This is a genomic window from Nonomuraea roseola (assembly GCF_039535395.1).
Lineage (GTDB): Bacteria > Actinomycetota > Actinomycetes > Streptosporangiales > Streptosporangiaceae > Nonomuraea > Nonomuraea roseola.
In genome coordinates this window covers 1234502-1260208 of record NZ_BAAAXC010000015.1, presented here as the reverse complement: position 1 = coordinate 1260208, position 25707 = coordinate 1234502, and the positions used below count along the sequence as shown (strand labels likewise).

Here is a 25707-nt window from a genome sequence, read left to right as displayed (position 1 = left end):
CAGTGGCGGACCATGATCGGGCGCTCGTCCCTCCTCGATCTGGCCTTCCTGGCCTCCTGCACCACCCTGCACCGGGCGGGCGACCGGCACCGGGTGACCGCTCAGCCCATCCAGGCCGGAAGGACTGAACCCGGGCCGGCCGGCCGGGCTGGGCTTCGGCGTGGGCAGGATGCTCGTGCGGCTCCCTTGCCGCGCGGCCCCGCCCAGCGACCGGTATTCGTGTCGTGACACGGCCGCCCCCGGCTACTTCTTGCCCGCGTAGACCTGGCTCGCTGGCGGAGGCGTGATCGTGTAGCGGCCGCCCCAACCCTTGTAGGCGGTCTCGTTGTGGATCTCGTCGCCCGCCGTGCCCCTCCCGGGCCAATGTCCGTCCGTCAGGTAGGTCGTCACCAGCTTCCTGGGCAGGTTGTCGGGGCCCAGCGTGAGCGTGTAGTGGATGAGCTCGTCGTTCTCCTTGCGCACCAGGCTCGCCCGTGCCCAAGGGGAGATCTTCCAGAGCTGCCTGAAGGTGACGTTCCCCGTGTACGTCCGGCCCGACCGCTTCCCTGCGGATGTCAGCGCCTTGAGCGTTTCGGGCTCGGTGGCGTTGACGGGCTGGCTGAACGCGCCGCTCAACCCGACCGGCAGCCACTTGTCGATCCTGACCCAGGGCTTGCCCTTGGGCCCCCTCTGGGCGAACAGTCCGCCCTTCCTGTAGGAGACCTTTCCCACGGTGATGACGTGTTCGTCGACGAAGACGTCGGACCTCCCGTTCCCGCTGGCGGCCTTGACGGAGACGTCGGAGGCGGTGATCCCCGACTTGCCGTACTGGAGCGTTCCCCTGCGGCTCATGACCCTGGTCCTGCCCGAAAGCTCCACGTAGGAGGTGACGTCGGCGAACGTCACGCCCTTGCCTGCGGTCATCCGGCTCTTCAGCGCCGAGACCGGGTCGGAGGGGGTGACGGCGGCCTGGACGGGGGTGGCGATGGAGACGCCGGCCAGGAGCACGGCGACAACCTGCTTCATCAAGGGATCCTTCGATCGGCGGCAGTGCCAGTCGATTCTGCCGAGCAGTGATCACGATGCCGTCTCGGCGGCGCGCAGCGGGAGGCCGCCACAGCCTTGATCACGACAGCGTCCTGGGCGGACCGGGACTGGTGTCATCCGATCCTGACGATGCTCTTGCCGCGGGTCGCTCCGCCGGCGAGGTCGGCGATGGCGCTCTCGACGTCGGCCGGCTCGTGTTCGGCGGCGATGTCGATGCCGATCTTGCCGTCCGCGACCAGTTCCAGCGCGCGGCGTGCGCTGTCGGCGAGCCGCTCGGGATGGGTCTGGCTGAGCAGGCTGCTGTTGTAGGTCAGCATCGACGTGCCCGCATCAGTAGATCAGGGCACCGCACGACCGCGCGGCGGGATTTCGTTGTGCGGACGCGCAAGACCCCCTGGGCGTGCGTTCGGATAGGCCCCGCGTATGCGATCAGCGCATATTCCCCATGCGGAAAGCCCAGGGAGTGTGAATGGCAGGATACCGACGGTCAATGGCGCTGTTCATTCTTGGCCGGGCCGCGATACATGGCGACAATCGCTGCTACGCGCACGGACAGAAAAGGGGAGGCATGAGCCTGTTCACCACCATGTCCAGGATCGCCCTGGCCACCGCGGCCGTGGGAAGCATCGCCGTGGCCGCACCCGCCGCGCAGGCGTCCAACGGCCACGCTCCACGCACCGCCTCCAATGGCGTCAGTGTTTTCGAGGCCCCTGTGGGCGTGCGGTGTGGCGCCTATCGCGTCAGTACCGCCTGGAATGCGGACCTCCGTTACTGGCACTGCGGAAGCAGTAAGGTCGAGGTCGAAGTCGACTACCGTAATTGGCCCAACAACTACGCCTGTATGCAGCCATGGCAGGACAGAGTCCTCGAGACCTTTGATCGGGCCTCCCATGCCTGGTACACGGGTTACTTGTGCTAGCGAATTGTCCGGACACATGTGGTCCTCTATTTCCTGTAGAGGCCGACCGACCAGCGCACCGGCCGGTTCGTGTGCTCCCCCCGCAGGTCGAGCGAGATCGTGATGGTGACGCCCCGGCCCGCGGGGGCCTCGATCTCGTTCATCGCTGAGGGGAACTCGTCGTCCTCCCAGACTCCGCAGCTGCTGGATCCCGTGTCCTCACCGTTCACCTTGAGGTTGAACCACAGCCGCCTGGCCAGGTCGCCGGTGCAGATCTGATCTACGCCCAGCTTGCCGCCGTCGCCTGTGACGTCGAAGGTGACCGAGTCACCGTCCTCCGGCCAGCTGCCGGATCTGGTCTCCTCCAGCTTCCAGCCGTCGAGTCTGGACGGCAGGTCGCGCGGCCGGTCGGGAACGACAGGCTGGGGTGGCGGCGTCCATTCGTAGACCGCCAGCGACCATTCGGCGGGCTTGTCCTGCTGCGGCACGCACGCGGCGTGCGCGTTGCTCCTCGTGCAGGCCGTGCCGGAGGTTCTGGCATCGAAGACGACCTCCACCGGGGAGCCGCTTGCGGGCACGTGGAGGGGCTGCAGTTGCCTCTGCCGCGAGCAGCGGCTGAAGAACCCGGCCTGCTTCGGACCACCGGCGACGTAGAACCGGGGCGCGTGGTTGCCTTCTCCTGCGCAAACGCCCGCAACGTCGAGAGGCCTGCCCGTGTACGGGACCTTGATCGTGATTCTCTCCTTGCCGGAGGCGCGCATGCTGGTCGCGCCCACTCGGCGGTAGGCGGTGCCGTCCGGCGCGGTGAAGCTCTCCGGCAGCGAAGGCGGCGGCTGGACGGCGACCGCGGTGTGGTCGGGCGGTCGCTGGGCCGTACCGGGGAAGAGGACGGATCCGGCGGACGCCAGCGCCGCGACCGCGACGCCCGCCACCGCGCTCCTGCGCAGCCGCCGGCGGCGGATGCGGGCCCGCACCTGCGCCGGGCGGGCCGGGTTGGCCGGAGGCACGGACTCGGCCCGCCCGCGCAGCACGTCACGCAACTCCTGCACGGTCATCGGTGCAGCTCCTTCACGATCGACTCGTCCACCCGCAACTTGGCCAGCGCCTTGGCCGTCTGGCTCTTGACCGTGCCTGGATCACAGCCCAGTACGGCCGCCGCCTCGGCGACCGACAGATCCTCATAGAAGCGCAGCACGATCACCGCCCGCTGCCTCGCGGGCAGCTGCCCCACCACCCGCCACAGCGAGTCGCGAGCGTCGAACCCGCGCGTGGCGTCGCAGGCCGCCGGTTCGGGCAGCTCGTCGCTCGGCAGTTCACGCCGCCATCGGCGCCGCCACCAGGAGGTGTACGTGGTCACGATGACCTTGCGCAGGTACGGCTCGGGGTCGTCCACCCTGGACCAGGCGAACCAGGCTTTGGCCAGGGCTTCCTGGAGGAGGTCCTCGGCCGTGGCCCAGTTGTGCGTCAACAGGTAGGCCGTTCGTAACAGCCGGTCGGAGCGTGTCGCCACGAACTCCGGAAATATCGATCTGTCCGCCACCTGCGGGCCTCCCGTTGTCGCCTGTCGACGGTACTGACGCATCGAGTGGCGGGACGGGTTGCCCCGGTACGTGACGGTCTTCACCGCCGTTTCCTGACGGGGGAGCGGATCCTCGGAAGGGGAGACGAGATCGGCAAAGGGGCCGAAGCCGGGCGGCTCCTACCCGAGCGAGGAGCCGGAAGGGCCGGAGCGGTTCACGATGTCCAGGCCGGATCCCGGCCGATGACGCCGAGCAGGCGGTGGAACTCCGGGGCGTCGTCCGGCACCGCCACCTGTGGCCCGAAGACGCCGCGCTGCCTGCCCGTCCCCGCCATCTGCTCGGAGAAGGCCAGCGCGCGCGAGACGGCCTCGGGCTCCGGCTCGTACGGCTGACCGGTGGCTCTGGCCAGGTCCCAGCCGTGCACGACCAGGTCGACGAGGTACATGTGGGCCAGCGCGGTCATCGGCAGGCCCATGACGGGGTCGGTCCCGTCCCATGCCTCGCGCTGTGACCAGGAGGAGAGCGTGCGCTCCGCTCGCTCGGGGAAGTCGCCCGCGTAAGGTCCCTGCTCGACGTAGGGTCCCCTGCGGCCCAGCGACTCGAACAGCTCCGCCACCCACTCCATGTGGGTGATCAGGTCTTTGACGTCGAACTGCGCGCAGGGCGTAGGCGACCCGAACTGCTCCTGCGGCACCGCGCGCACCAATCCCGAGGTCCGTTCCGTGGCGCGCGTCAGCAGCGGCATCATGTCGTCCATGGCAGCCATGGTGCCTCGCCCGTCTCGCAGGCGGCTTGTAGAAACGCGACAGCGCGGCTGGGTCGACCCGCGGGCGGGGCTCAACGCCTTCGATTTCGCCCGATACGCGCCGTCGCCGGAGATGTCGGCGTATGTGGAGCACTTCTGGGTCGTCACCTGGGCCGACCTCGCCGAGCCGTACGAACAGCGCATAGTCTCCCACCCCACGGTGAACATGATCATCGCTCAGGACTTCGACCGGATCGCGGGAGTGATCAAGGGCGGGTTCTCCCACACGATGCGGGACAGCGGCCGCGTGCTCGGTACACGCTTCCGTCCCGGCGGCTTCCGGCCGTTCCTCGGCGGCCCGGTCTCCGAGCTGACCGGCCGCTTCGTGGAGATCGGCGAGATGTACGGCGCAGCGGGCGCGACCCTGGTCGAGCAGGTCCTGGCCGAACCCGACCCCCTGGCCGCCGTCGCGCTCACCGAGACGTTCCTGCTGGGTCTGGGTCCTGAGGAGGATCCGGTGGCCGGGGAGGTGGCGGCGCTGGTCGCGATGGTGGAGGGCGACGTGTCGATGACCAGGGTCGACGAGTTGGCGGCCCGATCGGGGCGGTCGGTGCGCTCGCTGCAGCGGCTGTTCCACGACTATGTCGGCATCGGACCCAAGTGGGTGATCCGCCGCTTCCGGCTGCACGAGGCCGCGGAGCGGGTCTGCCAGGGCCTCGACCTCGCCACGCTGGCCGCCGAACTCGGCTACACCGACCAGGCCCACCTGACCCGCGACTTCACCGCCGCGGTGGGCATGCCGCCCGCGGCCTACGCCCGGCTCAGCGGCCGGCCCTGATCCTCAGCGAGGCGGCCGGCGGTCGCTACCGGCCTGGCCGCGCTGGTCGCCGGATCATCAGCCGCGCGACGCCGTCTCGCCGCACATCCGGTGCTCGGGGGGACAGGGTCGTTCGTCATCCTGATGGAGGAGGAAAGGGCGGCCGTGGGGGCGCTGGTCCTGATCCGGTGCCATCCGGGCGGAGGATGAAACGGGCCGACCCCAAACCTAGATTCAAGGCATGACGCAGGGAAATGCGCGGCCAGGCGGATGGCTGCGGCGGCTGTTGCGGCGGGTCGCCGTCTGGGGCGCGGGCCTGCTCGTGCTGGCGGCGGGCGCCGGGTTCGGCTACGAGACGATCGCCCGGCAGAGCGACCCCGAACACCACAAGGCACCTGGGCGGCTGGTCGATGTGGGCGGTCACCGCCTGCACCTGCACTGCACCGGGGCCGGCGCCCCCACGGTCGTGCTGGAAGCGGGGCTGGCGGAATCGAGCGCGAGCTGGGAGGTGATCCAGTGGCGGCTCTCCGCGGGCAACCGGGTGTGCTCCTACGACCGGGCCGGATACGCCTGGAGCGATGACGGCCCCTCGCAGGGTACGGCGGAGCGCGCCGCGGGCGAACTGCGCACGATGCTGGCCGCCGCAGGGGAGGCGGGGCCGTACGTCCTCGTCGGGCACTCCTACGGCGGCAACGCCATACGCGTGTTCGCCGATCGCTGGCGGGACCTGACCGCCGGACTGGTGCTGATCGACGTGACCGACGAGACGGCAGTCGAGGCGCTTCAGATCTCCCGGCCACTGATGGCCGTTCATTTCACCGCCTACCAGGTCGCCGCCCGCCTCGGCCTTCTCCGGCTGATGGGCGACGCCTTCGTGCCTGCCGAGGCCACCGCGGCGGCTCGCCGCCATGCCGTCGTCGTCTACGGGTCCGGCAGCATGGCGGCCGCACGGGCCGAGGCCTGGGCAGGAGTGGACAGCGCCGCCCAGGTCCGCGCGACGGTCCGACCGCGAGCGTGGGGTGACCTGCCTGTCGTGGTGATCTCCGCTGCCGGCCAGCCTGCGGCCGTCACGGAGCAGGCCAGGACTCTGGCCGCGCTGTCGACCCGCGGTCGCCTGGTGGTCGCGACCACGACGGACCACTACGTGCAGCACGGTCAGCCCGACCTCGTCCTCGACGCGATCCAGGAGGTCGCTTCCGCGCACGGACGGCGGTGACCGTGCGCGGCGATCGCGCCGCGCGGGCATGACGCCGAGCGACAGACTTGGCGCAACGGTGAGCCGCTGGCCGCTCCGGTACGTCAGAGAGACATGAAGATCTGGCGAATCGTGCTCCTACCGGCACTGCTCCTGACTCTGGGCGCGGGCGTCGCGCCGCCGGCCCAGGCGTTCACCGCGAAGACGACGCTGGTCGCGCTCCACAAGCAGGGCGGGTTCGCGGGCCTCGCCGATCGCGTGATCGTGTACACCGACGGGTGCGCGCGGCTGAGCCGCAGGACGGGGCCGACCGTGGACAAGTGCCTGACCAAGAAGGAGATGCGGACGCTGCGCGGACACCTGAAGCTCCTGCGCCTCGGGCGCTCCGAGGCCCAGCCCCAGGGGGCCGACTTCATCAAGTACACGATCACCTACCGGGGTCACCGCATCAGCCGCTACACGCTGCCCGCCTCCTGGAGCCCGGTGGTGCGGGACCTGGAGAAGACCCTGGAGAAGTACTGGGCACCGGACTGACCCCTTCAAACGAACGCAGCCGACGGGAGCGCCGCGCCGCGACGGTGCGGGCTCCTGGACGCGCGAGACGTGCCAGAGCGCCTCGATCGACGGCGGCTCTGAGGGGCGGGGATGTCTGAGGGGCGGGGATGTTCGAGTATCACGGGTGGGTGACCATCCGCGAGACGGCCGGCGTCGAGGACGACCGTGGTGGCCGGCTGGAGCGGCAGGTGGAGGAGGTCCGCGCCTGCCTGGCCGAACTCCGCGGCTACGGCCTGGTCGACCTGCGGTGGATGAACGGCACACCCTTCATCCATCTGGCCGGTCAGCCCAACCGCGACGGCGGATGGGGCGAGGCTCTCATCGCGCTGTTCGAGCGGGTCGGGCGGATCGCGCCAGGCTCCTACGGGCTGCTCCACGTATGGGATGACGAGGGCTCCCACCCGAACGAGTTCCGGGTGTTCCGGCTGGTGCGCGGCGAGGTGAGCGAGCACGCCGACCCGCTGCTGTCCCCGGTGATCCCCACGGTGGAGGACCTCTCGCCGGAGCGCTAGCCCCTCTGGCACGGCCACCTGCTGAGGTCCCGCTACCGTCACCCCGCTTTACGTACAGACATGTACGTAGGTTAGGTTGCGGGAGACGCCATGATCGGCGCCTTCACCGAACATGAGGAGGAGTCTGATGCGCCTGACGAAGAGGGTCGGACCGATGGCTGGTGCCGTCGCACTGGTCGGAGCGGTCGTCCTCGGCGTGGCACCCGCTCATGCCGACTCGAACACCGGGCCGGTCAAGGGCCCGTCCTGCGGTGCGGGGTACTACCTGCAGGAGTCCCACGCGATCCGGGGCAAGGCGGGCTTGGTGGCCGGAGTCGTCTACCTCTACTACAACAGGTCGACCGGCAATAACTGCGCGATCACCCGTCGTGACAGGAGTTTCACGACGACCCGCATCGCCGCGGGGGTTCAGCGGAAGGGTGACGACAAGCTCTCCCAGGACAAGGGCGCGTATCACAGCTACGCGGGTCCCACCTATCTCTACGCCAAGGGCCAGTGCGTCAGGTTCGGCGGTCAGCTGGTCGGTCGTTTCTCCACGACCACGGAGACCGCCGAATGGATCAGTGACTGGGGTCATTGCGGCTGACCCGCGCCCCGCGAGGTGGCCCCGCAGGAAACACCGGCGGTTCGCCTCGGCAGCCTTCATCAGCTGAAAGGAATCAAGGAATGAACGTCGAACCAGGACGTCTCCACGTGGTTCGGTCCGAGAACGCGTCCACGCTGACCGTCTTCCAGCAGCACGACGTCCCCGAGGAGGTTCGCGCGCTCAGCACGCTCGCCGACCCCGACTACGTCGACCTCTTCACGATCGTGACAGGTGCCGCCGCACCCAGGTCGCCCGAGCAGTGGGCCCGTGCGGCGTTCGAAGACGTCGCGGGCCTGAAGGGACAGTTCATCTGGCGGGTGCTGCTCGGCCTGCGTCTCCAGCGGCGCACGTCCCCCACCTGCGTGGCGGGATGGAAGATCGCTGAGCGTGGTGACCGCTGGCTCAGGCTCGAGGCCCGCTCCTGGATGCTCACCGGGCATCTCGTCATCATCGTCGAGGACGAGGAGGTGTCGTTGGGCACGTTCCTGCGCTACGACCGGCCGATGGCGAGACGCGTCTGGACACCGCTGTCCGCCGTCCACCGGCATGAGGCGCCGGGCCTGCTACGCGAAGCCTACGAGGTGCAGCATGAGGGACCCCGCTGACCGTTCCCACGCGACTGGACGAACGGCTCGGCGGAAATGGTGCGGGCGGACGAAGCCCACCGCTCCCGCCGTCAGCAGGATGAACGAATGGCTGACCTCAACCCCCTGCAGAGCCTGCTCGACAGCGAGGCGAAGTCCCTCCACGTCCCCGGCGCCGCCGTCGGCGTGCTGATCGACGGCGTGGAGCACGTCCTCACCACCGGCGTCACCAGCGTCGACGCGCCGGTTCCCGTGACGGGCGACACGCTGTTCCAGATCGGGTCGACCACCAAGACGGTCACCGCGACAGCGGTCATGCACCTCGTCGAGCGTGGCCGGCTCGACCTGGACGGGCGGGTGCGCCAGTACCTGCCCGGCTTCCGGCTCGCCGACGAACGGGCCGCGGACGAGCTGACCATCCGGCACCTGCTCACCCACACCGGCGGGTTCCTCGGCGACATCGACGACGGCGAGAGCTGGGACGGCACGGCGCTGGCCGACTCCATCGGCACCTACGACCAGCTGCCCCAGCTCTTCCCGCCCGGAGCGCTCGCCTCCTACAACAACGCCGGCTTCCGGCTGCTCGGCAGGGTCATCGAGGTCGTGTGCGGCGAGCCGTACGAGGACGTGGTCAGGCGCGTCGTGCTCGAGCCCCTGGGCATGAGCTCCAGCTTCTTCTTCCCCTGGGAGGCCGCGACGCGATCGCACGCCGTCGGGCACGCCGTACGAGAGGACGGCCCGCGGGTCGCGCACACGTGGGGGCTGTTCCGCGACTGCATGGCCGAGGGCGGGCTGGTGTCGTCGGTGCGCGACCAGCTTCGCTACGCCGCCTTCCACCTGGGCGCGAGCGGCGAGGAACCGGTCGGAGCGGCCACCAGGGAGCTGATGCAGGCCGAGCACGTCCGGATCGGGGTGCCGTGGACCGGCATCGGACTGCCCTGGCTGCTGGAGGAGGAGGCGGGCGTGCGGCTGGTCACGCATGGCGGCAACGTCGGCAACCTGCAGCTGTCCACGTTCGTGCTGGCGCCCGAGCGCGGCTTCGCCGTCACCACGCTCACCAACTCCGCCCCCGGCAAGGCGCTGGGCAAGCTCGTGACCGACTGGTGCCTGGAGCACCTGCTCGACGCCGAACCGCAGGCCGTACGGCTGGCGCTGCGCGAACCCTCGCCGGAGTACGCGGGCAGCTACGACGCGGGGCAGTGGACCTTCGAGGTCGACGAGGGTCTGACAGCGCGATTCGTCCTGCGACCCGAACTGACGGCCGCAGGGGTGGAGGGCATGCCCGATATGCCGCTCGCGCTGGTCGAGGGCAATGACGACGTGACGATCGCCGCCGACCCGCAGCGCGCCGTCGGCCGCTTCCTGCGAGACGATGCGGGTGAGGTCGCATTCCTGCACCTGGGCGGCAGGGCGGCCAGGCGGATCCGCTGACCGTCGGTGCGCTCTGGTCGTGAGGGGGGCGGCCTGACCGCTCACCGATCACGCACGTGACCCGGGCGCCGCGTCGACGGCCGTGACAGGCCGAAAGGGGCCGGGCGGACGTGTGTCCGCTCGGCCCCTCAGGGTTCATCGCGACGCTCTCACTTGGCGGCGGCTGCTCCTGAACTTCCTCCGGCGGCGGCTTCCACCTGCCGGTGCTCTTCCAGCCTTGACAGTGGGGCAGACCATCAAAAACAGGCTGGACGCTGATCAGAAGGTCAGCCCCCGCTGTCGCACAGCAGGTGGCTACCTTGTCGCCGGTTTCGGATCAGGACCAGGCTGCCTCGCCGGCGCGCTCGGCCTCGAGCTTCTGCCTGAGCTCGGCCTCGAGCTTCTGCCTGAGCTCGGCCTCGAGCTTGTTGCGCATCTCCTGCTCGTACTTGTTCTTGAGCTCGGACTCGACCTGCTTCCTGGCCTCGCCGTTCGCCGAGTTGCCCTTGTCGGCCGCGCCGTCGTGCATGCTCACGTTCGCCCAGTCGTGCGTGTCGTTCTTGACGTGGTGGTGCTTGCCGTTCGCGTCCTCCCAGCGGTGGTCGGTCTTGGCGTGGTGCTTGCCGTCCGCGTGGTTGTGCATGTCGGCGTCGGCGTGCTGCTTCGACGCGGCGTCGGCGCGGTTGCGGGCGTCGGCGTCGGCGCGCTGCCTGGCGTCGGCGTCCGCGCGGTTGCGAGCGTCCGCGTCCGCGCGGTTTCGGGCTTCCGCGTCCGCGTCCGCGCGGTTGCGGGCGTCGGCGTCGGCCTCGTTGCGGTTACGGGCGTCGGCGTCGGCCACATTGCGGTTGCGGGCGTCGGCGTCGGCCTCGTTGCGGTTACGCGCGTCGGCCTCGGCGCGCTGCTTGGCCTCAGCCTCGGCCTTCTGCCTGGCGTCCGCCTCAGCGTCGGCGCGGTTGCGCGCTTCCGCGTCCGCGTCGACCTCGGTACGGTTGCGCGCGTCGGCGTCGGCGCGCTGCCTGGCGTCGGCGTCCGCGTCTGCGTCGACCTCGTTGCGGTTACGGGCGTCGGCGTCGGCGCGCTGCCTGGCGTCGGCGTCCGCGTCTGCGTCGACCTCGTTGCGGTTACGGGCGTCGGCGTCGGCGCGCTGCCTGGCGTCGGCGTCCGCGTCTGCGTCGACCTCGTTGCGGTTACGCGCGTCGGCGTCGGCGCGCTGCTTGGCCTCCGCCTCGGCGCGCTGCCTGGCGACGGCGTCGGCGGTGCTGCCCGCGTCGGCAGTCGTGTTCAGGTGGAAGTTGACGTTCTGGTGCAGGTTCTGCTGCTGGCTCTGCATCTGCCGCTGGAGCTGCTTCTGCCACTGACGCTGCCTGTGGAACTGCCTGTTGAACCGGTGGAACAGGTGCCTGCCCCAGCCGTGACCGCAGCCGCCGCCCCAGCGGTCACCGCAGCCGCCGCCCCAGCTGGTGCTGGAAGCGGTGCTGGCGCTGGAAGCGGTGCTCGCGCTGGCAGCGGTGGCGGCCGTCGCGGCGCCCAGGCCCACAGTGCCGGCGCTCATAACGCAGCACACGGCGGCCGCTGTGACGACACCCTTGAGCTTGTTCATTGAGTGATTCCCCCTGAAAAGACTGAATTTGCCCCAGCATGGCTAGTCGCCAAATCGCTGGAAAACGCCCCTCGTAACCCTGAAGGATTATCTGCGCGGAACGTAGATATCCCGGCCGATCAGCGGATAAACGGACATTACCCGCTTCTTTGTGCAACCAGCTCCTTGCTTGACTAAGTCGGATTTTCCCGCCGCGTGCGCGTTCCCGCTCCATGCGGGGCGCCACTGCGCTCGCCGCCGTCCGCCTGGGCGCGCCACCGCGTCAAGCACCCACTCTCCGCTACGGAGAATCATGAGAAGCGCTTGATCGGCTCTTTTCCCGTCCCGTCTCGCGGACTTTAAGGACGGTGCGGCATGGCATGGCGAGGCAAGCGTCGCACAAAAAGGACAATTGCCCATTTAGGGATATCCAGGGGTGTAGTCCTCCCAAAAAGGCCAACCGGCTGTTTATTGCACTCTTTGGGTCGAAGCTCGCGTAAGGTGCGGGCCGTCTGGCGGTGGGCATCGGCGCGGGAAGGGGTACGGGAAACCGATGCTCGTTGACCGCGATCGCGGCGGGGCGAGGGTCGCCCCCCTGTTGACGTGCGGCGGAACCGGCAGGGCTCGTCACCTGACCGGCATCCGCTGCCCGTGGTCGAAGGATTGGTGACGCCCAAGCCGAACGGCATGCCGGTCGCGGTCCCGGGGCCGGCCTCGGGACGCCTGGGCCGGACGGGAGAAGCCGTCGAGCCTGCGGAGGCGACGGCGCTCAGCGGGCTGGAACGAGAAAGAAGTGCCGCGCTCCTGAAAAGGGGGAGCGAATGGTCTGTACGTCAACTCGAATGCCGCAAACAGGATTTGCTCGGCATGTTGTGTCTGTCTCGCTCGAAGAAAGCACATGCAAAGGCCGGCCGGACCTTGCCGGGCGACGGATCGGCCCTGAAAGGCGGGGCGCGGCATTGTCGTTCTCCGAAGCCCTCGGCGAGACCGTGAACCCCTGCGGCTACGCGCCGGCCGATTGTCGGCGCCCTTTCATCGCATTGCCGAGAAAGCCACGGATGGCCTCACCTGCCGGTCCCGGCCAAACGTTTCGACACCTTCAACCGGGTTATCGCGGCGTTATGACGGTGTGAATCGCGGCGAGCAGGTCGAGCAGGTCTTCTCGGCTCTGCCTGGCGAACGCGGCCTCCACCGCCGTCGCGGCGGGGCCGCCGGTGAGCCAGGTGAGGGCCTGCTCGTAGGCGGGGCTGTCGCGGTTCCAGAAGGCGTTGGTCAGGCGCCTGCCCGACCAGCCGGTCATGACGAAGTCGTGCAGGTGCCTGATCGAGGCGTCGGTGTCGAGCCCGCTCCAGGTGTCGAGGCAGGACGTCAGATCCATGCCGGTGGCGGCCAGGGCGCACAGCACCGTGTCGATCGGTGGCCTGGCCGGATGGTGGCGCAGCGTTTCGTCCCACCACTCGCTCAGGAAATCCGCCACGGCATCCCGCTCCTCTTCCGGCCAGGCGCGCCAGTCGGCGGAGGCGAGTTTGCCGAGGACGATCTCGGGGTCGGGGTAGGAGAAGGCGTCCGCTGCCGCGCATTCGAGCAGGCGCGGCAGGAAGTAGCGGAGCTCGGTGACGCCGCCCCACGTGGTGAGGGCCTTGGCGGCGTAGCGGGCCAGCGACTCGGCCTCCACCGAGCCGACGGGCCCGGCCAGGAGGCAGCGCTCCTCGCCTGGCTCGACGCAGTGCGGGCAGCCGGCCACGCGCTCGGGCCTCGGGAGGTGTCCGAACACGTCGTACATGCGGGCCTTGGCGGCTTCCCATCCGGACATCGGCTCATTATCGGCGCTCCAAGCCTCACCCGCGTGGGTCACGCCGACCGAACGCGCCGCCCGGGCGGCCAGGTGGCCGTGGGGCGGGTGTTGTGCCACCGTGGGGCGGGTGGATTTCGGGGTGTTAGGGCGGCTGTCAATCAGTCGTGACGGGGAAGCGGTCGAGGTGACCTCCGCCAAACAGCGCACGCTGTTGGCCGTGCTGCTGACCGAGGCGAACAGGCCCATGCCCTCCGACAGGCTGGCCGAGGCCGCCTGGGGCGAGGCCCCTCCCGCGCCCGCGACGCTGCGCTGGCACGTCCACCACGTACGGCAGGCGCTCGGCGGCGACCGCCTCACCCGCCAGCCGGAGGGCTACCTCCTCACCGTCCACCCCGGCGAGCTCGACGCCGAGCGCTTCGAGCGGCTGTGCGCCTCGGCCGCCGGCCTCGACGACCCGCCCGGATCGCCGAGGTCCTGGGAAGGGCGCTCGCGCTGTGGCGCGGCCCCGCCTACGCCGACCTGGCCGACGCGGCGCCCGTCGGCGTCGAGGCGTCGAGACTGGAGGAGCTGCGGCTGGCCGCCGTCGAGCGGCGGGCGCTGGCCCTGCTCGACCTCGGACGCGACGGCGAGGCCGCGGCCGAGCTGCACCCCCACCTCCTCGCGCATCCGCTGCGCGAACGGCTCAGGGAGCTGCTCATGCGCGCCCTGCACCAGGCGGGCAGGCGCGCCGACGCGCTGCGCCTGTACCGCGACGGACGCGAGCTGCTGACCGGCGAGCTGGGCATCGAGCCTGGCGGCGCCCTTCGCGAGCTGCACGCCGAGATCCTGAGGGAGGAGCCGCCTACGGTCTCGGTGCGCCCCGCCCAGCTGCCGCCCGACGTGTTCGCGTTCACCGGCAGGCAGGCCGAGCTGGCCGTCCTCGACGACCTTCTCGAGTCGGAGGGCAGCGCGCGGGTGGCGGCCATCAGCGGGGTGGGCGGTGTCGGGAAGACGGGTCTCGCCGTGCGCTGGGCCCACCGCGTCGCCCACCGCTTCCCTGACGGTCAGCTCTACGCCGACCTGGGCGGCAGGGACCCGGGGGAGGTGCTCGAACGCTTCCTCGCCGCGCTCGGTGTCATGCGAGTGCCCGACGGGCTCGACCAGCGCGCCGCCCTCTACCGTGGCCTGGCCAGCAGCAGGCGCCTGCTCGTGCTGCTCGACAACGCGGCCGACTCGGCCCAGGTCAGGCTCCTGCTGCCCGCCTCGCCCTGCTGCTTCGCGGTGGTCACGGGACGCAGCAGGTTCGAGGGGCTGGTCGCGGGGGTGGGAGCCAGACCTGTGCCGCTGGAGGTGCTGTCGAGCGGGCAGGCCGCGACGCTGCTCGGCCGTGTGGCGCGGGTCGACCCCGACGAGGCCTTCGCCCTGGCTGAGCTGTGCGACCGGCTGCCGCTGGCCCTGCGCATCGCGGGGGCGAGGCTGGTGACCAGGCCTGGCTGGACGCCACGGAGGCTGGCCGACCGTCTGGAGCAGGAGCGGCGTCGCCTCGACGAGCTGCGCGCGGGAGAGCTCGACGTCAGGGCGAGCTTCGAGGTCAGCCATCGCGACCTTCCCCCGCCCGAGCGCGCGCTGTTCGAACTCCTCGGACTGGTCGAGGCGCCCGACTTCGCGCCGTGGACCGCCGCGGCGCTGATGGACCTCCCGCTGGCGGAGGCGGCGGAGCTGCTGGAGCAGCTGGCCGAGGCCCAGCTGGTGCAGCAGCTCGGCTTCGACGAGGCGGGACAGGAACGCTACCGCTTCCACGACCTCGTCCGGATCTTCGCGAGGGAACGGGCGCTGGAGTCGATGGCGCGGGCCGGGCGCGAGGCCGCGCTCGACCGGGTGCTCGGCTGCCTGCTGGCGCTGGGGGAGGAGGCCTACCTGCGGGAGTACGCGGGCGGCTTCAAGCTCGCGCGCGGCGACGCGCCTCGCTGGCGGCTCGAAGGCGAGGTGCTGCCGGCGCACCCGATGGGCTGGCTGGCGGCCGAACGGGCCACGCTGATGGCCTGGGTGCGCCAGGCGGCCGCCATGGGCAGGGTCGCCGCCTGCTGGGACCTCGCGCTGTTCAGCGTCAGGTTGTACGAGCTGACAGGCAACATGTCCGACTGGCGGGAGAGCTCGACGATCGCGCTCGAGCTATGCCGCGAGCACGGTGACTCCTACGGCGCGGCGGTGATGCTGGTCTCCCTTGGCTCGCTCGAGCTGTTCGAGAAGCGTTACGAGCCGGCGCGCGACCTGCTCGTCCAGGCCATGCCCGAGATCGAGGGCCCCTACAGGGCGCTGGCGCTCGGCAACCTCGGCCTCATCGAACGCTCGCTGGGAGCGGCGGAGACGGCGCTGGCCCACATGACGGAGGCCAGGGAGATCGCCCTCCACGAGGGGGACAGGGCGACGGAGTCCCTGATGCTCAGTCACATGGCCGCCGTTCACCACGGGGCCGGTAGATGGGACACCGCTCAGGCGATACTCGGCTGGGCGGCCGCGGTGGCCGAGGGGATCAGGAGGCCGCAGGCCGTGATCAGCTTCATCGCTGCTCGCATGGCCAACGACCGCGGTGAGCACGAACGGGCCGAGCGGCTCAGCACAGAGGTGCTGGCAGAGCTGGCCGTGATCGGGGACCGCCGGCTGGAGCCCTCGGTGATGGCCGTGAGGGCGAGGAGCCTGCGCGGCCAGGGCAGGATCGAGGAGGCCGCCGCCTGCGCGCGCGAGGCGCTGGCCATGGCGCGCGCGCTCGGCGACGCCAACGCCGAGCAGGAGTACGAGCGGCTGCTGGACTCCCTGTCAGGAGAGCCTGCGGGCCAGGACGACATCCCCTGACCTACAGGCGAACGGTGGCACGCTCTCAGAAACTCTGTCTTCGCGGACAATTGACGGTCGCGCGGCTGGGCGTTCACCCTCGGGGCTACCGGAAAGACGGCGGCCTGCCGGGAGGCGAGGGACGGCCGCTGCACCGGACACGCGGTTCGCCTACGTACGGAGAACCAGGTCATGACGGTGTACATGCCGATCGTCAAAGCCAAAGAGGGCGAGTTCCGCGCCCTGGAGAACATCCCGGCCCATGACCACTCGAACACAAGGCCGATCATCGAAGCGCTGCCAGGCGAGGGTCACCACGAGCGCACGCTGTACGGGGACGCGTTGAACCTGGCCAAGAACGTCGTCCATCGGATTCCCGATGATCTGCGGTTCGCGATCGACTGCCGGTATCTCGTCACGCAGTACGGCCGCCCTGACGTCGGCGGCGCCGTGCGGCTCGTCTTCGAGGCGATCGGGCAGTTCCACTACGCCGCGACACCGGTGTTCCGCCTCACCGACGACCCCGACGATCTCGATGATGTGGCGCAGGCCGTACAGGAGCACCAAAGGGGCGCCTGCCTGCGCCTGCCATGGACCGGTCCCCGGCACGGCAGCAAGGACGCGAAACTGTCCGGCCTGTTACGCAGGATGGGGCTCGCCTTCCGCGACGTCGATCTCCTGGTGGACCTGTGGGCCATCGAATCCGACCATGCCGCGGCCCAACAGGTTCGCTGCGCCCGCGAGGCGCTGGCCTGGGCGGAGGGTATCCCATGGCGCTCGGTGACCCTGGCAGGCGGCGCCTTCCCACCGCCTGGCGGCGTGTCGGCCGCTCCCATGGACGCCCCCGTGGAGGCGCCGCGCCGCGACGCGGGGGTGTGGCTGGCCGCGGTGTCGCACGCCGGTCGCCACAGGAGGATCGGGTACGCCGACTACGGGGTGGCCAGCCCGCGCAAGCCGTCCGGCAGACAGCTGTCCCGCCACCCGAAGCTGTGTTACACGGTCGACGACCACTGGAAGATCTACCGGTGCTCGGCGGGCGAGGGCGAGGGCGCGTTCGACTGTTTCCGCAAGGTGTGCCAGGCGGTGGTCAACTCGGACGGCTGGCCTGCGCAGGGCGCGGCGTTCTCCTGGGGCGACCGGCACATCGAACAGTTCGCGGCGGGCGCCTCCACGCTTCCGAACACGCGCGCGTCGTGGCGGGCCTGCGGGCAGTCGCACCATCTCGCCATGGTCCGTCACCGCCTGGACCACCTGCGGCGGCCGTAGCCGCTACGCGCCGTTCGTCCCGGCGTCTGGGTCCGGGGTGCGCTCGGACAGGACGGCCTCCATCCACGCCACCGTGGTGGCGGCCACCTGGGCCAGCTGGCCGTACAGCCTGTCCTGGTGGGCGCCCCGCTCGTCGCGGGGAACCACCCGGCTGACCTCGTGGGCCAGGCCGCCGACCGCGTCCACCAGGTGGGCGAGCTTGGTCACGTCCGGCAGGCTCGGGTTGGAGGGGGCCCGCTCGTCGTCGGCCGGCTGCCGGTCGCGCACGTGGGCGACATCGGCGAGCGCGCCTCTCAGCCGGAGGCCGCGAGCGTGCCGGGTGACGGCCTCGAGGACGAACCGGGCGACCTCCCTCGGCCGGTCGGCCTCGCGGACTTCGAGGTACAGGTCGTATTCGTCGCTGTCGCCGCCGGCGATCGCCCAGGCGCCGTGCTCGTCCTTGTCGGGATTGCCGTCGGCGGGGACGACCCGCCAGGTGGCGAGGTCCACGGATCCGATCTGCTCGCGCTCGGGAATCACGGGTTCTCCTTCGTGGCCGCGGATGGAGCCGGGGGATGCGTTGGGCGGTGGTGCCCCATCGTGCCGCGACGAGTGATCGGTAGGGCGGAAACGGCGCGGAATCAGCGCTCCGCCTCGTCGTGGGAGACGAGCCGCCCACGACGAGGCGCAGCGCCGGCGCGTCAGCCGACAGCCGCGGCGGCGGGGAAGCGGTCCCAGACGCGGTGCTGGCCGAGGAGCCTGACGATCTCCGTCAGCACCTCGTCGCCACGGTCGCCGAGCAGCACGCCGGCGGCTCCCGTGGGGATGGCCGCCAGCGCCAGGGCCTCCATGGCGCCGTCCCAGCCGCCGATCGGCTTCCCGTGGCGGTAGGCCTCGGCCAGCATGAGCAGCACCCGCGGGTCGATCGCGCCGCCGGCGTCACCGGCCTTGGCGTCCCGCGCGCCATAGGCGTCGGCGCCCGGCGCCGGGGCGCCCGCGACGAGCAGTGCGTCGAACTCGACGGACCTGGCCGTGGCGAACGTGCGCTGCGCGACGAGCGGCTCGCCGCCGCCGGTGAGCGCGTCGAGCGCGCCGCGCACGCCGTCTCGCGACGCGCCGTCGAGAGGGCCGCCGGTGGGCGCGATGATCAGCGGCACCATGCCGCCGTCGAGGATCGCCTGCCGTACGGACCTGACCGTGCTCAGGTCGGCGCCCTCGCCCGTGATGATGCCGATGATCCGGCCTGTCGTCGGCCAGGCCTTGCCGACCTGCGAGAGCGCGGGGCTCGGCGTGACGGACGGCAGCGGCTCGGCCGCCTTGGGCGCGGGCAGCCCGAGCCCGGCGGCGACCTGCTCGCACAGGACCGGATCGATCTCGGCGAGCACCTGCAGCGTGCGCTCCTTGATCGCCTGCTCGTAGACCTTGCCGAGCTCGAAGGTGTAGGCGGCGATCACGTGCTCGCGCTCCACCGGGCTCAGGCTCAGCCAGAACAGCCGGGGCTGGCTGAAGTGGTCGGCGAACGTCGCGGGCGCCTCGCGCACCCGCGGCGCCGACGCCACCTCCACCGGCACCTCGACGTAGCCGCCCTCCTGCTGCCCGGCGAAGAACGGGCAGCCGCCGTCCAGGGAGTTCGGCTTGTACGGCGCGGCCCCGCTGTGCACGGCCGTCTGGTGCATGCCGTCCCGCAGCATGTCGTTGACCACCGCGTGCGACCTGTTGATCGGCAGCTGGGTGAAGTTCGGGCCGCCCAGCCTGGTGATCTGGGTGTCGAGGTAGGAGAACAGCCGTCCGGCCAGCAGCGGGTCGTCGGTGACGTCGATGCCGGGCACGAGATGGCCGACGTGGAAGGCGACCTGTTCGGTCTCGGCGAAGAAGTTCGACGGGTTGGCGTTGAGCGTGAGCAGGCCGATCGGCTGGACCGGCGCCAGCTCCTCGGGAACGATCTTCGTCGGGTCGAGCAGGTCGATGCCCTCGAACATCTGCTCAGGGGTGTCGGGGAAGGCCTGGATGCCCAGCTCCCACTGGGGGAAGGCGCCCGCCTCGATCGCGTCGGCGAGGTCGCGCCGGTGGAAGTCCGGGTCCATCCCGTTGATCAGCTGCGCCTCCTCCCACACCAGGGAGTGCACGCCCGCCTTGGGCTTCCAGTGGAACTTCACCAGCGTGGTCGCGCCGGCGGCGTCGACCAGCCTGAACGTGTGGACGCCGAAGCCCTCCATCGTCCGGAACGAGCGCGGGATGCCGCGGTCGGACATGTTCCACAACGTGTGGTGGGTCGCCTCGGTGTGCAGGGAGACGAAGTCCCAGAACGTGTCGTGCGCGCTCTGCGCCTGCGGGATCTCCCTGTCGGGATGCGGCTTGCCCGCGTGGATGATGTCGGGGAACTTGATGGCGTCCTGGATGAAGAAGACCGGGATGTTGTTGCCCACCAGGTCGAAGACGCCTTCGCTGGTGTAGAACTTCGTCGCGAAGCCGCGAGTGTCGCGGACGGTGTCCGCCGAGCCCCTCGAGCCCAGCACCGTCGAGAAGCGGACGAAGACCGGCGTCTCGGCGCCCTCCGCGAGGAAGGCCGCCTTCGTCACCGTGGTGGCCGTGCCGTACGAACGGAAGATCCCGTGCGCGGCGGCGCCGCGGGCGTGCACGACGCGCTCGGGAATGCGCTCGTGGTCGAAGTGGGTGATCTTCTCCCTCAGGTGGTGGTCGCGCAGCAGCACGGGTCCGCGAGGCCCGGCCTTCAGCGAGTGGTCGCTGTCGGGCAGCCGCGTGCCCAGCGCCGTCGTCAGGTACGCCCCGCCCTGCGCCAGCGCCTCCTGGGGAACGCCCTCCGGCCGGCCCGTGGGGGTGAAGGGCTCCGGGCCCCGCTGATCCTGCTTGGGCGGGAGCGGTCCTCTCGGCTCGGTGGGCTCGGCGACCGGCGGCGGCTCGCTGCCGGGACGGCCGGGGATGGCCCCGGACGCGTTCGTCGGGTGAGACTCTTCCATTCGTTTACCCCCAGAGAAGGGCGCCGCGCCCTCGTTCGACACGGCGCAAATCCATGGGCGGGCCCTACCCGGATTGCCCGTGTCAAAGCGAGCGTTTCCGGAGATCAGGGGAAAACGGGGCTGGAGCGCGACCATCGGCCCCCTGGCGCTAGCTCACTCGCTCGAACGGCGTCGGCGCCTGGCCCGTCCAGCGGTACAGCTGCGAGTGACTGGTCTGCTTGGTCACGCCGCCCTCGGTGAGGGTGCCGGCCTTGGAGACGTAGAACCGGCCGTCGCCCAGCGAGATCAGGCCGTACTCGCCGCCGAACTCCCAGCCGCGCACTCCTGAGGGTGCGTGCTCGAGGCCGCCTGGCGCCAGGGAGAGCAGCTGTCCCCGCTCCGGCTGGGGCTGCCCCACGATGGCGGCCTCGCGCGGCTCGGCGCTGCCGTCGACCATGAAGAAGGAGTAGTTGGGGAACTGCGGCTTGGCGCCCTTGTAGACCGCCATCATCCAGTTGCCCGTGTGGTCGTCGTACTCCAGGTTCTGCACGCCGTACCTGGTGTTGCCGGTGTGGACGAAGTACTTGCCGTCGACCGACTCGGGGCCGCTGGTGTGCGGCGCGCTCTCCGTGAGCGGCTTCTCGTACTTCTTCCACTGCTGGATGTCGTACTGCAGCAGCACCTGGTGGTCGTTGTCCTGCCTGGAGACGTTGGAGTAGACGCCGTACGCCACGGTGAGCTTCTGCTTGCCGTGCTTCTTGCCGAACTCGGGCCCGAAGGACACGCCGTCGATGCCGCTGCAGCCGTACCGGTGGTCGGGGGTGTTGGCGACGTTGCCGTCGAACGTGCCGTCGCCGTTCATGTCGGCCACGTAGTCGGCCACGACCTCCTTCAGGTACACCGTCTTCACCACGTCGCTGGTCTGCGCGTCCATGCCCATGCTGGTGATCCGGTCGACGTCGAAGATGGCGATGTAGAACGACTCCTGGGCCTTGTACTCCAGGGAACCGTAGACCCTGCCGTCCTTGGTGTTGAAGTCCAGGTCGCCCAGGTGCCCGGTGAACCCGGTCACCGACCCCACGGGATTGCCCCGCAGGTCGGTCTTCACCAGGAGGTTGGTGAAGGAGAAGTACATGAAGCCCTTGCGCTGGTCGACGGCGATGCCCTGCACGTGGCCTGCGCTCCACGCCCCGCCGTAGACCTCGGTCGGCAGCTGCGCGGGGCTTCCTCCATCCGCCGCCGCTGGGGAGGACAGGGCGCCGAGGGAGAAGGTGGCCACCGCCGCGAGGGACAACAGCTTGCGCATGTTCACACCCGTCTTTCGTTAACGATCAAAACCGAAACTAGACGCTATAGGGACGAAATGGCGACACTTCCCACAAAGTCATGAACGGTAGGTGAAGCGCTCGGGACACCTGCGGCGTTCGATATAGTAAACGCATGGTTCATCAGACTGAATGCCAGAGCGCTGCCTACCTGGACGACACCTACCTCACCGCTGTCACCACCACCGTGGCCGCTACGGGACGGCAGGACGACGGCGCGGCATGGGTCGCGGTGCGGCGGAACGTCTTCCACCCGCAGGGCAGGCAGGAGGCCGCCGCCCACCTTCTCCAGTGGGTGACGGCCAAGGTGGCCGACGACCTGCCGGTCACCGTGGACCATGACGCCGAGGGCCTGCGCATCGTGCGGCTGGGAGACGTGCACGCCGCGCCCTGCGGCGGCACGCACGTGCGGGGCCTGGCAGATCTCGTGGAGGTCGCGATCTCGGCCGTCAAGGTGAAGAAGGGCCGCGTCAGGGTGTCCTACTCCGCCGCGCACGGGCCGCTGCGGTGAACGCCCCCGACAGGGAGCGCAGGCCGGCCAGTAGCGCGGCGGCCGCGGCCGGGGCCCAGATCCAGCGCCGCCGACTGCAGCGCGGGATGAGCCAGGCCGAGCTGGCCCGCCGTACCGGGCTCAGCAAGGGAACGCTGTCGCAGCTGGAAGCGGGGGCGGGCAATCCCACCATCGACACGCTGGACGCCATCGCCGTCGCGCTGGGCATCCCGCTCACCGACCTGCTGACCCGGCAGGCCGGCACGGGCACCCATCACGTCCCCGCCACCCCCACGGGTCAGGACGGCCCGACGCGCGAGCTGCTGCGGCGGATCAGCGGCGGGCACAGCCTCGAACTGTGGCGGCTGCGTCTGCCCCCGCAGACCTCCGTGGACGGCGTCCCGCACGCGCCAGGCACGGTGGAGCACCTCCTGGTCGCCTCGGGACGGCTGACCGCCGGCCCCGCCGACGACCTGCGCCTGCTGCAGGCCGGTGATCTGCTGGCCTTCGCGGGGGACGCCCCCCACGCCTACCGCACCGACGCGACGCCCGCCGACGTCACCGTCGTCATCGCCTCCCCGTCCTTCACCTAGGTCGTGTCTCGAAGTCCGGTGTGTTGGTGTTCGTGAAGTAGATGAGGTCTCCGGTAGATGGGTTGATCGACCAAGAAAAACCTGAAAACCGGAGACCTCGTGGCCACCCTAGCTGTGTCGCGGCGGTTCGATCTGACCGATGCGCGGGGATCATCACCAAGCTGCAGGCCCGGGCTGACGCGGTCGGCCGGATCAGCTGGGAGATCAGTGTGGACTCCACAACAGCCCGCGCCCACCAGTACGCCGCCGGCGCACGATCTGCCCCGCAGAAAGAGCCGCCGGTGGCGTCACGACCGAGCCCGCCGACCACGCTCTGGGACGTTCCCGAGGCGGGTTCACCACCAAGATCCACCTCGCCTGTGAGCAAGGCCAGAAGGTGATGTCGCAAAACTCGCCGTCCGCCATGAGGCCAGCCTCCACATCGCCATCATCAACGACTGGCTGCTGACCTCGCGTTGAGTCAGGTCCTAGTCGTGCTTGGGCCAGATCGGGCCCTGGTCGGTCCAGATGACACCCTTGTTGCGGCACAGGCAGAAGGGGTGGCCGATCGGGTCGGTATAGATCCGCCAGCCGTAGCCTTCGGGGCCGATGAAGTCCTGCTGCAGCGTCGCGCCGAGTTCGAGGACGCGGCGCTGCTCGGATTCGATGTCGTCCACTTCGAAGTCGAGGTGGAACTGCTTGGGGTGCTCGCTGTCGGGCCACTGCGGGGCGCGGTAACCGTCCACCCGGATGAAGGCCAGCTCGATCTCACCAAATTGGATACCGGCCCAGTTCTCGTGGCTGCCTTCCTTGATCGGGCGGCCTGTCACCTCGGAGTAGAAAGCCGCCAGCTTCATGGTGTCCGGGCAGTCGATGATGAAATCGGTGAGTTTGAGCATCCCGCGAGCTTGCCAGAAGATCACGGGAGCCTGAGAGTTGCCCCGAACACGAGGCCAGGCTCGGTAGTCCTCGAGCTTGGCAACGTTGGCACCGACCGCGCCATTGCTCATCAACAGACTTCGAAACAGGCCCTAGGCACGGTGCCCGTGCCGGGCTCAGAGCCTGGCGTGCGAGGTGATGTCCGCGGTGAACTCGTCGATCATCGCGGGGGTGATGGTCGGCCTGCACTGCCCGATCGCGGCCAGGTAGTCGGCTGTGTCCGCGCCCGCGGGAGTCTCCACGGCCCGGTCGGCGGTGAGATCCCTTTCGAAGGCCGTCTGCGCGGCCGTCCTTGCGGCGTGCTCGATGTCGGCGGGCGTGAACAGCTCGCTCGCCGCGACCAGCGTGTCCAGGTCCACGTCCGGCCGCCCGCCTGAGTACCGCGCCCAGATCGCCGAGCGGGCGACCGCGTCCGGGGTGCCGATCGGCACCAGGTAGTCGAAGCGGCCTGGCCGCAGGAACGCGGGGTCCAGCGAGCGGATGGAGTTGGTGGCGCAGACCAGCAGCCGCTCGTCCCGCTCCCTGAAACCGGGGATGAGCTTGAGCAGCTCGTTGGTGATGCCGTGGCTGCCGGCCTCGGGACGCTCGGCGCGTACGGCGGCGATCTCCTCGACCTCGTCGATGAAGACCAGCACCCGCTCGAGCTCGGCGATCCGCGAGAACGCGGTGCGCAGCGCCTCGGCCAGGTTGCCGTCACCTGCCAGCCTGGACGGCAGCAGCTCCACGAACGGCCAGCCCAGCCTGGAGGCGATCGCGCGAGCGAAGGTGGTCTTGCCCGTGCCGGGCGGGCCGAACAGGGCGATCGCCCTCGGCGGACGCACGCCGTGCCTGGCGGCGCGCTCGGGCTCGGCGAGCGGCAGCACGACGCGCCGCTCGATCAGCTCCTTCTCCACCTCCATGCCGGCCACCTTGTCCCACAGATCGCCGGGCAGGAGCCGGCCGCCCAGCTCGGCCAGCAGGTCGGCGCCGAGGCCGACGGCGGGCTCGGCCTTCTCGAAGTAGGCCACGGCGGGCCGCCTGGCGTAACCGGCGTTCACCAGCCCCTCGCCGATCAGCTCCTCCTCCGGCAGCACGTACGCGATCCGCCGTACCCTCGTCTCGATCAGCCGCCGCTCCAGCTCCCTCAGCAGCGCGCTGGCCAGCCCGCGACCCCGCCACGCGGAGGCGATCGCGATCCGCATCACCCACGCCCGCTCGCCCGCCACGTGGGAGAGCGCCGCCCCGATGGGCACGCCCCTGTGAACCGCCACGACGGCCGGCTGGCGCGAGGTCAGGGCCCCGATGCACTCGGCGAGGGAGAACACCGACTCCTGGCCGAGCCCGGCCGTGCTGTCGATCAGATGGACCACGGCCGCGAGATCGTCCTCGCGGTAGTCATGGATGTGCCAGTTCACCGGTGTGCCTCCTCAGTGGGGGGTTACCGACGTTAGGGCAGCTCGGGGGCCTGGTCCCTCGCCAAGCTGGACAACAGGACGGCGAAAGATGTACCGAGTGGAAGATGTGCCGTAGTTTCCCTCCCGAGGGCCGGATTCGAGGGCGGTTGAGAGCCCAGACGGACCGGCACGAGCAGGGGGTCGCCCGCCGCCTCCCCGCACACCTAGGATGCGTCCCGCTTCAGCTTCCGCCAGCCGCCTGCGCGGTTGTTGGCGATGATCTGCCTGAACATGGCGGTCAGCGCGGGTGCGTTGACGGCCTCGCCCTGGCGGAAGGCCACGGTGCGGGCGGTCTTGTTATCGTGCCCCGCCGTGATGATCCCCTCGGGGTCAGGGACGATCGCGCCGTCATAGAGGAAGACGTTGACGTGGTCCTTGGCCGCGAGCAGGGCGCAGATGTTGCCCTGCAGGACGAAGTACGGCTGGCGGGTGCGCTTGATGGTCTCGGCGACCTCGGGGTCGGCGGCGTGCACCAGATCGCGCACCTCGCGGCAGATGTCCTGCTGCCAGCCCGGCAGGCCGTCGATGTAGGCGTCGACGCGAGGGTCCTTGGTGTAGGTCATGACATTACTCCCACTCGTTCGGGACGGGCCGGATCACCGGCTCACGGTGCCGGCCGGCGAGTTCATCTTCGCGGTCAGCAGGGTGGCGGCGCAGTGGCCCATGTGACCCATGCCGGACACCTGCCCCTGGACCTCGCCGCTCACGACCCC

General features: G+C 70.2%; 25 protein-coding genes and 2 pseudogenes. 14 read left to right on the top strand and 13 right to left on the bottom strand.

The window, feature by feature from the left end; translation table 11 throughout:
- Nucleotides 1-243 precede the first annotated feature (243 nt).
- Both ABFX55_RS28905 and ABFX55_RS28900 read right to left on the bottom strand, forming a co-directional pair.
- Nucleotides 244-1005, bottom strand: a complete 762-nt coding sequence (locus ABFX55_RS28905) for a hypothetical protein (protein WP_346125912.1) — start codon at nucleotides 1003-1005, stop codon at nucleotides 244-246.
- Between the two features lie 134 nt (nucleotides 1006-1139).
- Nucleotides 1140-1343 carry a hypothetical protein gene (locus ABFX55_RS28900; RefSeq protein ID WP_346125911.1) on the bottom strand — a complete coding sequence of 68 codons (204 nt, stop codon included), beginning with the start codon at nucleotides 1341-1343 and terminating at the stop codon, nucleotides 1140-1142.
- 173 nt (nucleotides 1344-1516) lie between these two features.
- On the opposite strand from ABFX55_RS28900, the gene ABFX55_RS28895 reads away from it, so the two are divergent.
- Nucleotides 1517-1945, top strand: coding sequence for a DUF6355 family natural product biosynthesis protein (locus ABFX55_RS28895; protein ID WP_346125910.1), 429 nt, complete (start codon nucleotides 1517-1519; stop codon nucleotides 1943-1945).
- Nucleotides 1946-1971: 26 nt separating this feature from the next.
- On the opposite strand, the gene ABFX55_RS28890 is transcribed toward ABFX55_RS28895, so the two are convergent.
- From ABFX55_RS28890 to ABFX55_RS28880, 3 genes are all read right to left on the bottom strand, one after another.
- The gene (locus ABFX55_RS28890) at nucleotides 1972-2979 is read right to left on the bottom strand and encodes a hypothetical protein (protein WP_346125909.1); all 1008 of its coding nucleotides are present in this window, start codon (nucleotides 2977-2979) and stop codon (nucleotides 1972-1974) included.
- Nucleotides 2976-3506, bottom strand: coding sequence for a SigE family RNA polymerase sigma factor (locus ABFX55_RS28885; RefSeq protein WP_346131284.1), 531 nt, complete (start codon nucleotides 3504-3506; stop codon nucleotides 2976-2978). The genes ABFX55_RS28890 and ABFX55_RS28885 overlap by 4 nt, the downstream gene beginning before the upstream one ends.
- A 152-nt stretch (nucleotides 3507-3658) precedes the next feature.
- A complete protein-coding gene (locus ABFX55_RS28880) occupies nucleotides 3659-4201 on the bottom strand; it encodes a TIGR03086 family metal-binding protein (RefSeq protein ID WP_346125908.1) in 543 nt (180 codons plus the stop codon).
- On the opposite strand from ABFX55_RS28880, the gene ABFX55_RS28875 reads away from it, so the two are divergent.
- The 7 genes from ABFX55_RS28875 to ABFX55_RS28845 all read left to right on the top strand — a co-directional run bounded on the left by ABFX55_RS28875 (nucleotide 4200) and on the right by ABFX55_RS28845 (nucleotide 9869).
- The gene (locus ABFX55_RS28875; RefSeq protein ID WP_346125907.1) at nucleotides 4200-5027 is read left to right on the top strand and encodes a DUF6597 domain-containing transcriptional factor; all 828 of its coding nucleotides are present in this window, start codon (nucleotides 4200-4202) and stop codon (nucleotides 5025-5027) included. The genes ABFX55_RS28880 and ABFX55_RS28875 overlap by 2 nt on opposite strands.
- A 220-nt stretch (nucleotides 5028-5247) precedes the next feature.
- Entirely contained in the window at nucleotides 5248-6222 is a 975-nt protein-coding gene (locus ABFX55_RS28870) for an alpha/beta fold hydrolase (protein WP_346125906.1), read from the top strand.
- A gap of 93 nt (nucleotides 6223-6315) precedes the next feature.
- Complete coding sequence (locus ABFX55_RS28865; RefSeq protein ID WP_346125905.1) at nucleotides 6316-6735, top strand: hypothetical protein; 420 nt, start codon at nucleotides 6316-6318, stop codon at nucleotides 6733-6735.
- A 128-nt stretch (nucleotides 6736-6863) separates the two neighbouring features.
- Nucleotides 6864-7268, top strand: a complete 405-nt coding sequence (locus tag ABFX55_RS28860) for an Imm7 family immunity protein (RefSeq protein ID WP_346125904.1) — start codon at nucleotides 6864-6866, stop codon at nucleotides 7266-7268.
- Nucleotides 7269-7395: 127 nt separating this feature from the next.
- Nucleotides 7396-7854, top strand: a complete 459-nt coding sequence (locus tag ABFX55_RS28855) for a hypothetical protein (protein ID WP_346125903.1) — start codon at nucleotides 7396-7398, stop codon at nucleotides 7852-7854.
- Between the two features lie 80 nt (nucleotides 7855-7934).
- Complete coding sequence (locus tag ABFX55_RS28850) at nucleotides 7935-8459, top strand: hypothetical protein (RefSeq protein WP_346125902.1); 525 nt, start codon at nucleotides 7935-7937, stop codon at nucleotides 8457-8459.
- An 87-nt stretch (nucleotides 8460-8546) separates the two neighbouring features.
- Nucleotides 8547-9869: a serine hydrolase domain-containing protein gene (locus ABFX55_RS28845; RefSeq protein ID WP_346125901.1), complete on the top strand. Its 1323-nt coding sequence runs from the start codon at nucleotides 8547-8549 to the stop codon at nucleotides 9867-9869.
- 316 nt (nucleotides 9870-10185) lie between these two features.
- Here ABFX55_RS28845 and ABFX55_RS28840 read toward each other — a convergent pair whose 3' ends face one another.
- Together ABFX55_RS28840 and ABFX55_RS28835 are read right to left on the bottom strand one after the other, a co-directional pair.
- Nucleotides 10186-11400 (bottom strand): hypothetical protein, encoded by a 1215-nt coding sequence (locus tag ABFX55_RS28840; protein WP_346125900.1) that lies wholly within the window; start codon nucleotides 11398-11400, stop codon nucleotides 10186-10188.
- A 1135-nt stretch (nucleotides 11401-12535) separates the two neighbouring features.
- Entirely contained in the window at nucleotides 12536-13240 is a 705-nt protein-coding gene (locus tag ABFX55_RS28835; protein WP_346125899.1) for a hypothetical protein, read from the bottom strand.
- On the opposite strand from ABFX55_RS28835, the pseudogene ABFX55_RS50010 reads away from it, so the two are divergent.
- The 3 genes and pseudogenes from ABFX55_RS50010 to ABFX55_RS28825 all read left to right on the top strand — a co-directional run.
- Nucleotides 13209-13568: pseudogene (locus ABFX55_RS50010) on the top strand (AfsR/SARP family transcriptional regulator); the annotation flags it as partial. The gene ABFX55_RS28835 and the pseudogene ABFX55_RS50010 sit on opposite strands and share 32 nt — an antisense overlap.
- Before the next feature lie 80 nt (nucleotides 13569-13648).
- Nucleotides 13649-16054, top strand: a complete 2406-nt coding sequence (locus ABFX55_RS28830; protein WP_379478941.1) for an ATP-binding protein — start codon at nucleotides 13649-13651, stop codon at nucleotides 16052-16054.
- 171 nt (nucleotides 16055-16225) lie between these two features.
- The gene (locus ABFX55_RS28825) at nucleotides 16226-17299 is read left to right on the top strand and encodes a beta family protein (RefSeq protein WP_346125898.1); all 1074 of its coding nucleotides are present in this window, start codon (nucleotides 16226-16228) and stop codon (nucleotides 17297-17299) included.
- Between the two features lie 3 nt (nucleotides 17300-17302).
- Here ABFX55_RS28825 and ABFX55_RS28820 read toward each other — a convergent pair whose 3' ends face one another.
- The 3 genes from ABFX55_RS28820 to ABFX55_RS28810 all read right to left on the bottom strand — a co-directional run bounded on the left by ABFX55_RS28820 (nucleotide 17303) and on the right by ABFX55_RS28810 (nucleotide 21541).
- Nucleotides 17303-17818 carry a hypothetical protein gene (locus ABFX55_RS28820; RefSeq protein ID WP_346125897.1) on the bottom strand — a complete coding sequence of 172 codons (516 nt, stop codon included), beginning with the start codon at nucleotides 17816-17818 and terminating at the stop codon, nucleotides 17303-17305.
- 161 nt (nucleotides 17819-17979) lie between these two features.
- Complete coding sequence (locus ABFX55_RS28815) at nucleotides 17980-20256, bottom strand: catalase (RefSeq protein ID WP_346125896.1); 2277 nt, start codon at nucleotides 20254-20256, stop codon at nucleotides 17980-17982.
- A 148-nt stretch (nucleotides 20257-20404) separates the two neighbouring features.
- The gene (locus ABFX55_RS28810) at nucleotides 20405-21541 is read right to left on the bottom strand and encodes a hypothetical protein (protein ID WP_346125895.1); all 1137 of its coding nucleotides are present in this window, start codon (nucleotides 21539-21541) and stop codon (nucleotides 20405-20407) included.
- Between the two features lie 134 nt (nucleotides 21542-21675).
- Between ABFX55_RS28810 and ABFX55_RS28805 the strand changes: the two genes are divergently transcribed.
- The 3 genes and pseudogenes from ABFX55_RS28805 to ABFX55_RS50005 all read left to right on the top strand — a co-directional run.
- Nucleotides 21676-22071, top strand: coding sequence for a hypothetical protein (locus tag ABFX55_RS28805; protein WP_346125894.1), 396 nt, complete (start codon nucleotides 21676-21678; stop codon nucleotides 22069-22071).
- Nucleotides 22068-22643 carry a helix-turn-helix domain-containing protein gene (locus ABFX55_RS28800; protein ID WP_346125893.1) on the top strand — a complete coding sequence of 192 codons (576 nt, stop codon included), beginning with the start codon at nucleotides 22068-22070 and terminating at the stop codon, nucleotides 22641-22643. The genes ABFX55_RS28805 and ABFX55_RS28800 overlap by 4 nt, the downstream gene beginning before the upstream one ends.
- Before the next feature lie 253 nt (nucleotides 22644-22896).
- Nucleotides 22897-23007: pseudogene (locus ABFX55_RS50005) on the top strand (IS5/IS1182 family transposase); the annotation flags it as partial.
- 103 nt (nucleotides 23008-23110) lie between these two features.
- Here ABFX55_RS50005 and ABFX55_RS28795 read toward each other — a convergent pair.
- The 3 genes from ABFX55_RS28795 to ABFX55_RS28785 all read right to left on the bottom strand — a co-directional run bounded on the left by ABFX55_RS28795 (nucleotide 23111) and on the right by ABFX55_RS28785 (nucleotide 25557).
- Complete coding sequence (locus ABFX55_RS28795; RefSeq protein WP_346125892.1) at nucleotides 23111-23521, bottom strand: VOC family protein; 411 nt, start codon at nucleotides 23519-23521, stop codon at nucleotides 23111-23113.
- Nucleotides 23522-23677: 156 nt separating this feature from the next.
- Complete coding sequence (locus ABFX55_RS28790) at nucleotides 23678-24955, bottom strand: ATP-binding protein (RefSeq protein WP_346125891.1); 1278 nt, start codon at nucleotides 24953-24955, stop codon at nucleotides 23678-23680.
- 203 nt (nucleotides 24956-25158) lie between these two features.
- Nucleotides 25159-25557: a DUF1801 domain-containing protein gene (locus ABFX55_RS28785; protein ID WP_346125890.1), complete on the bottom strand. Its 399-nt coding sequence runs from the start codon at nucleotides 25555-25557 to the stop codon at nucleotides 25159-25161.
- Nucleotides 25558-25707 lie beyond the last annotated feature (150 nt).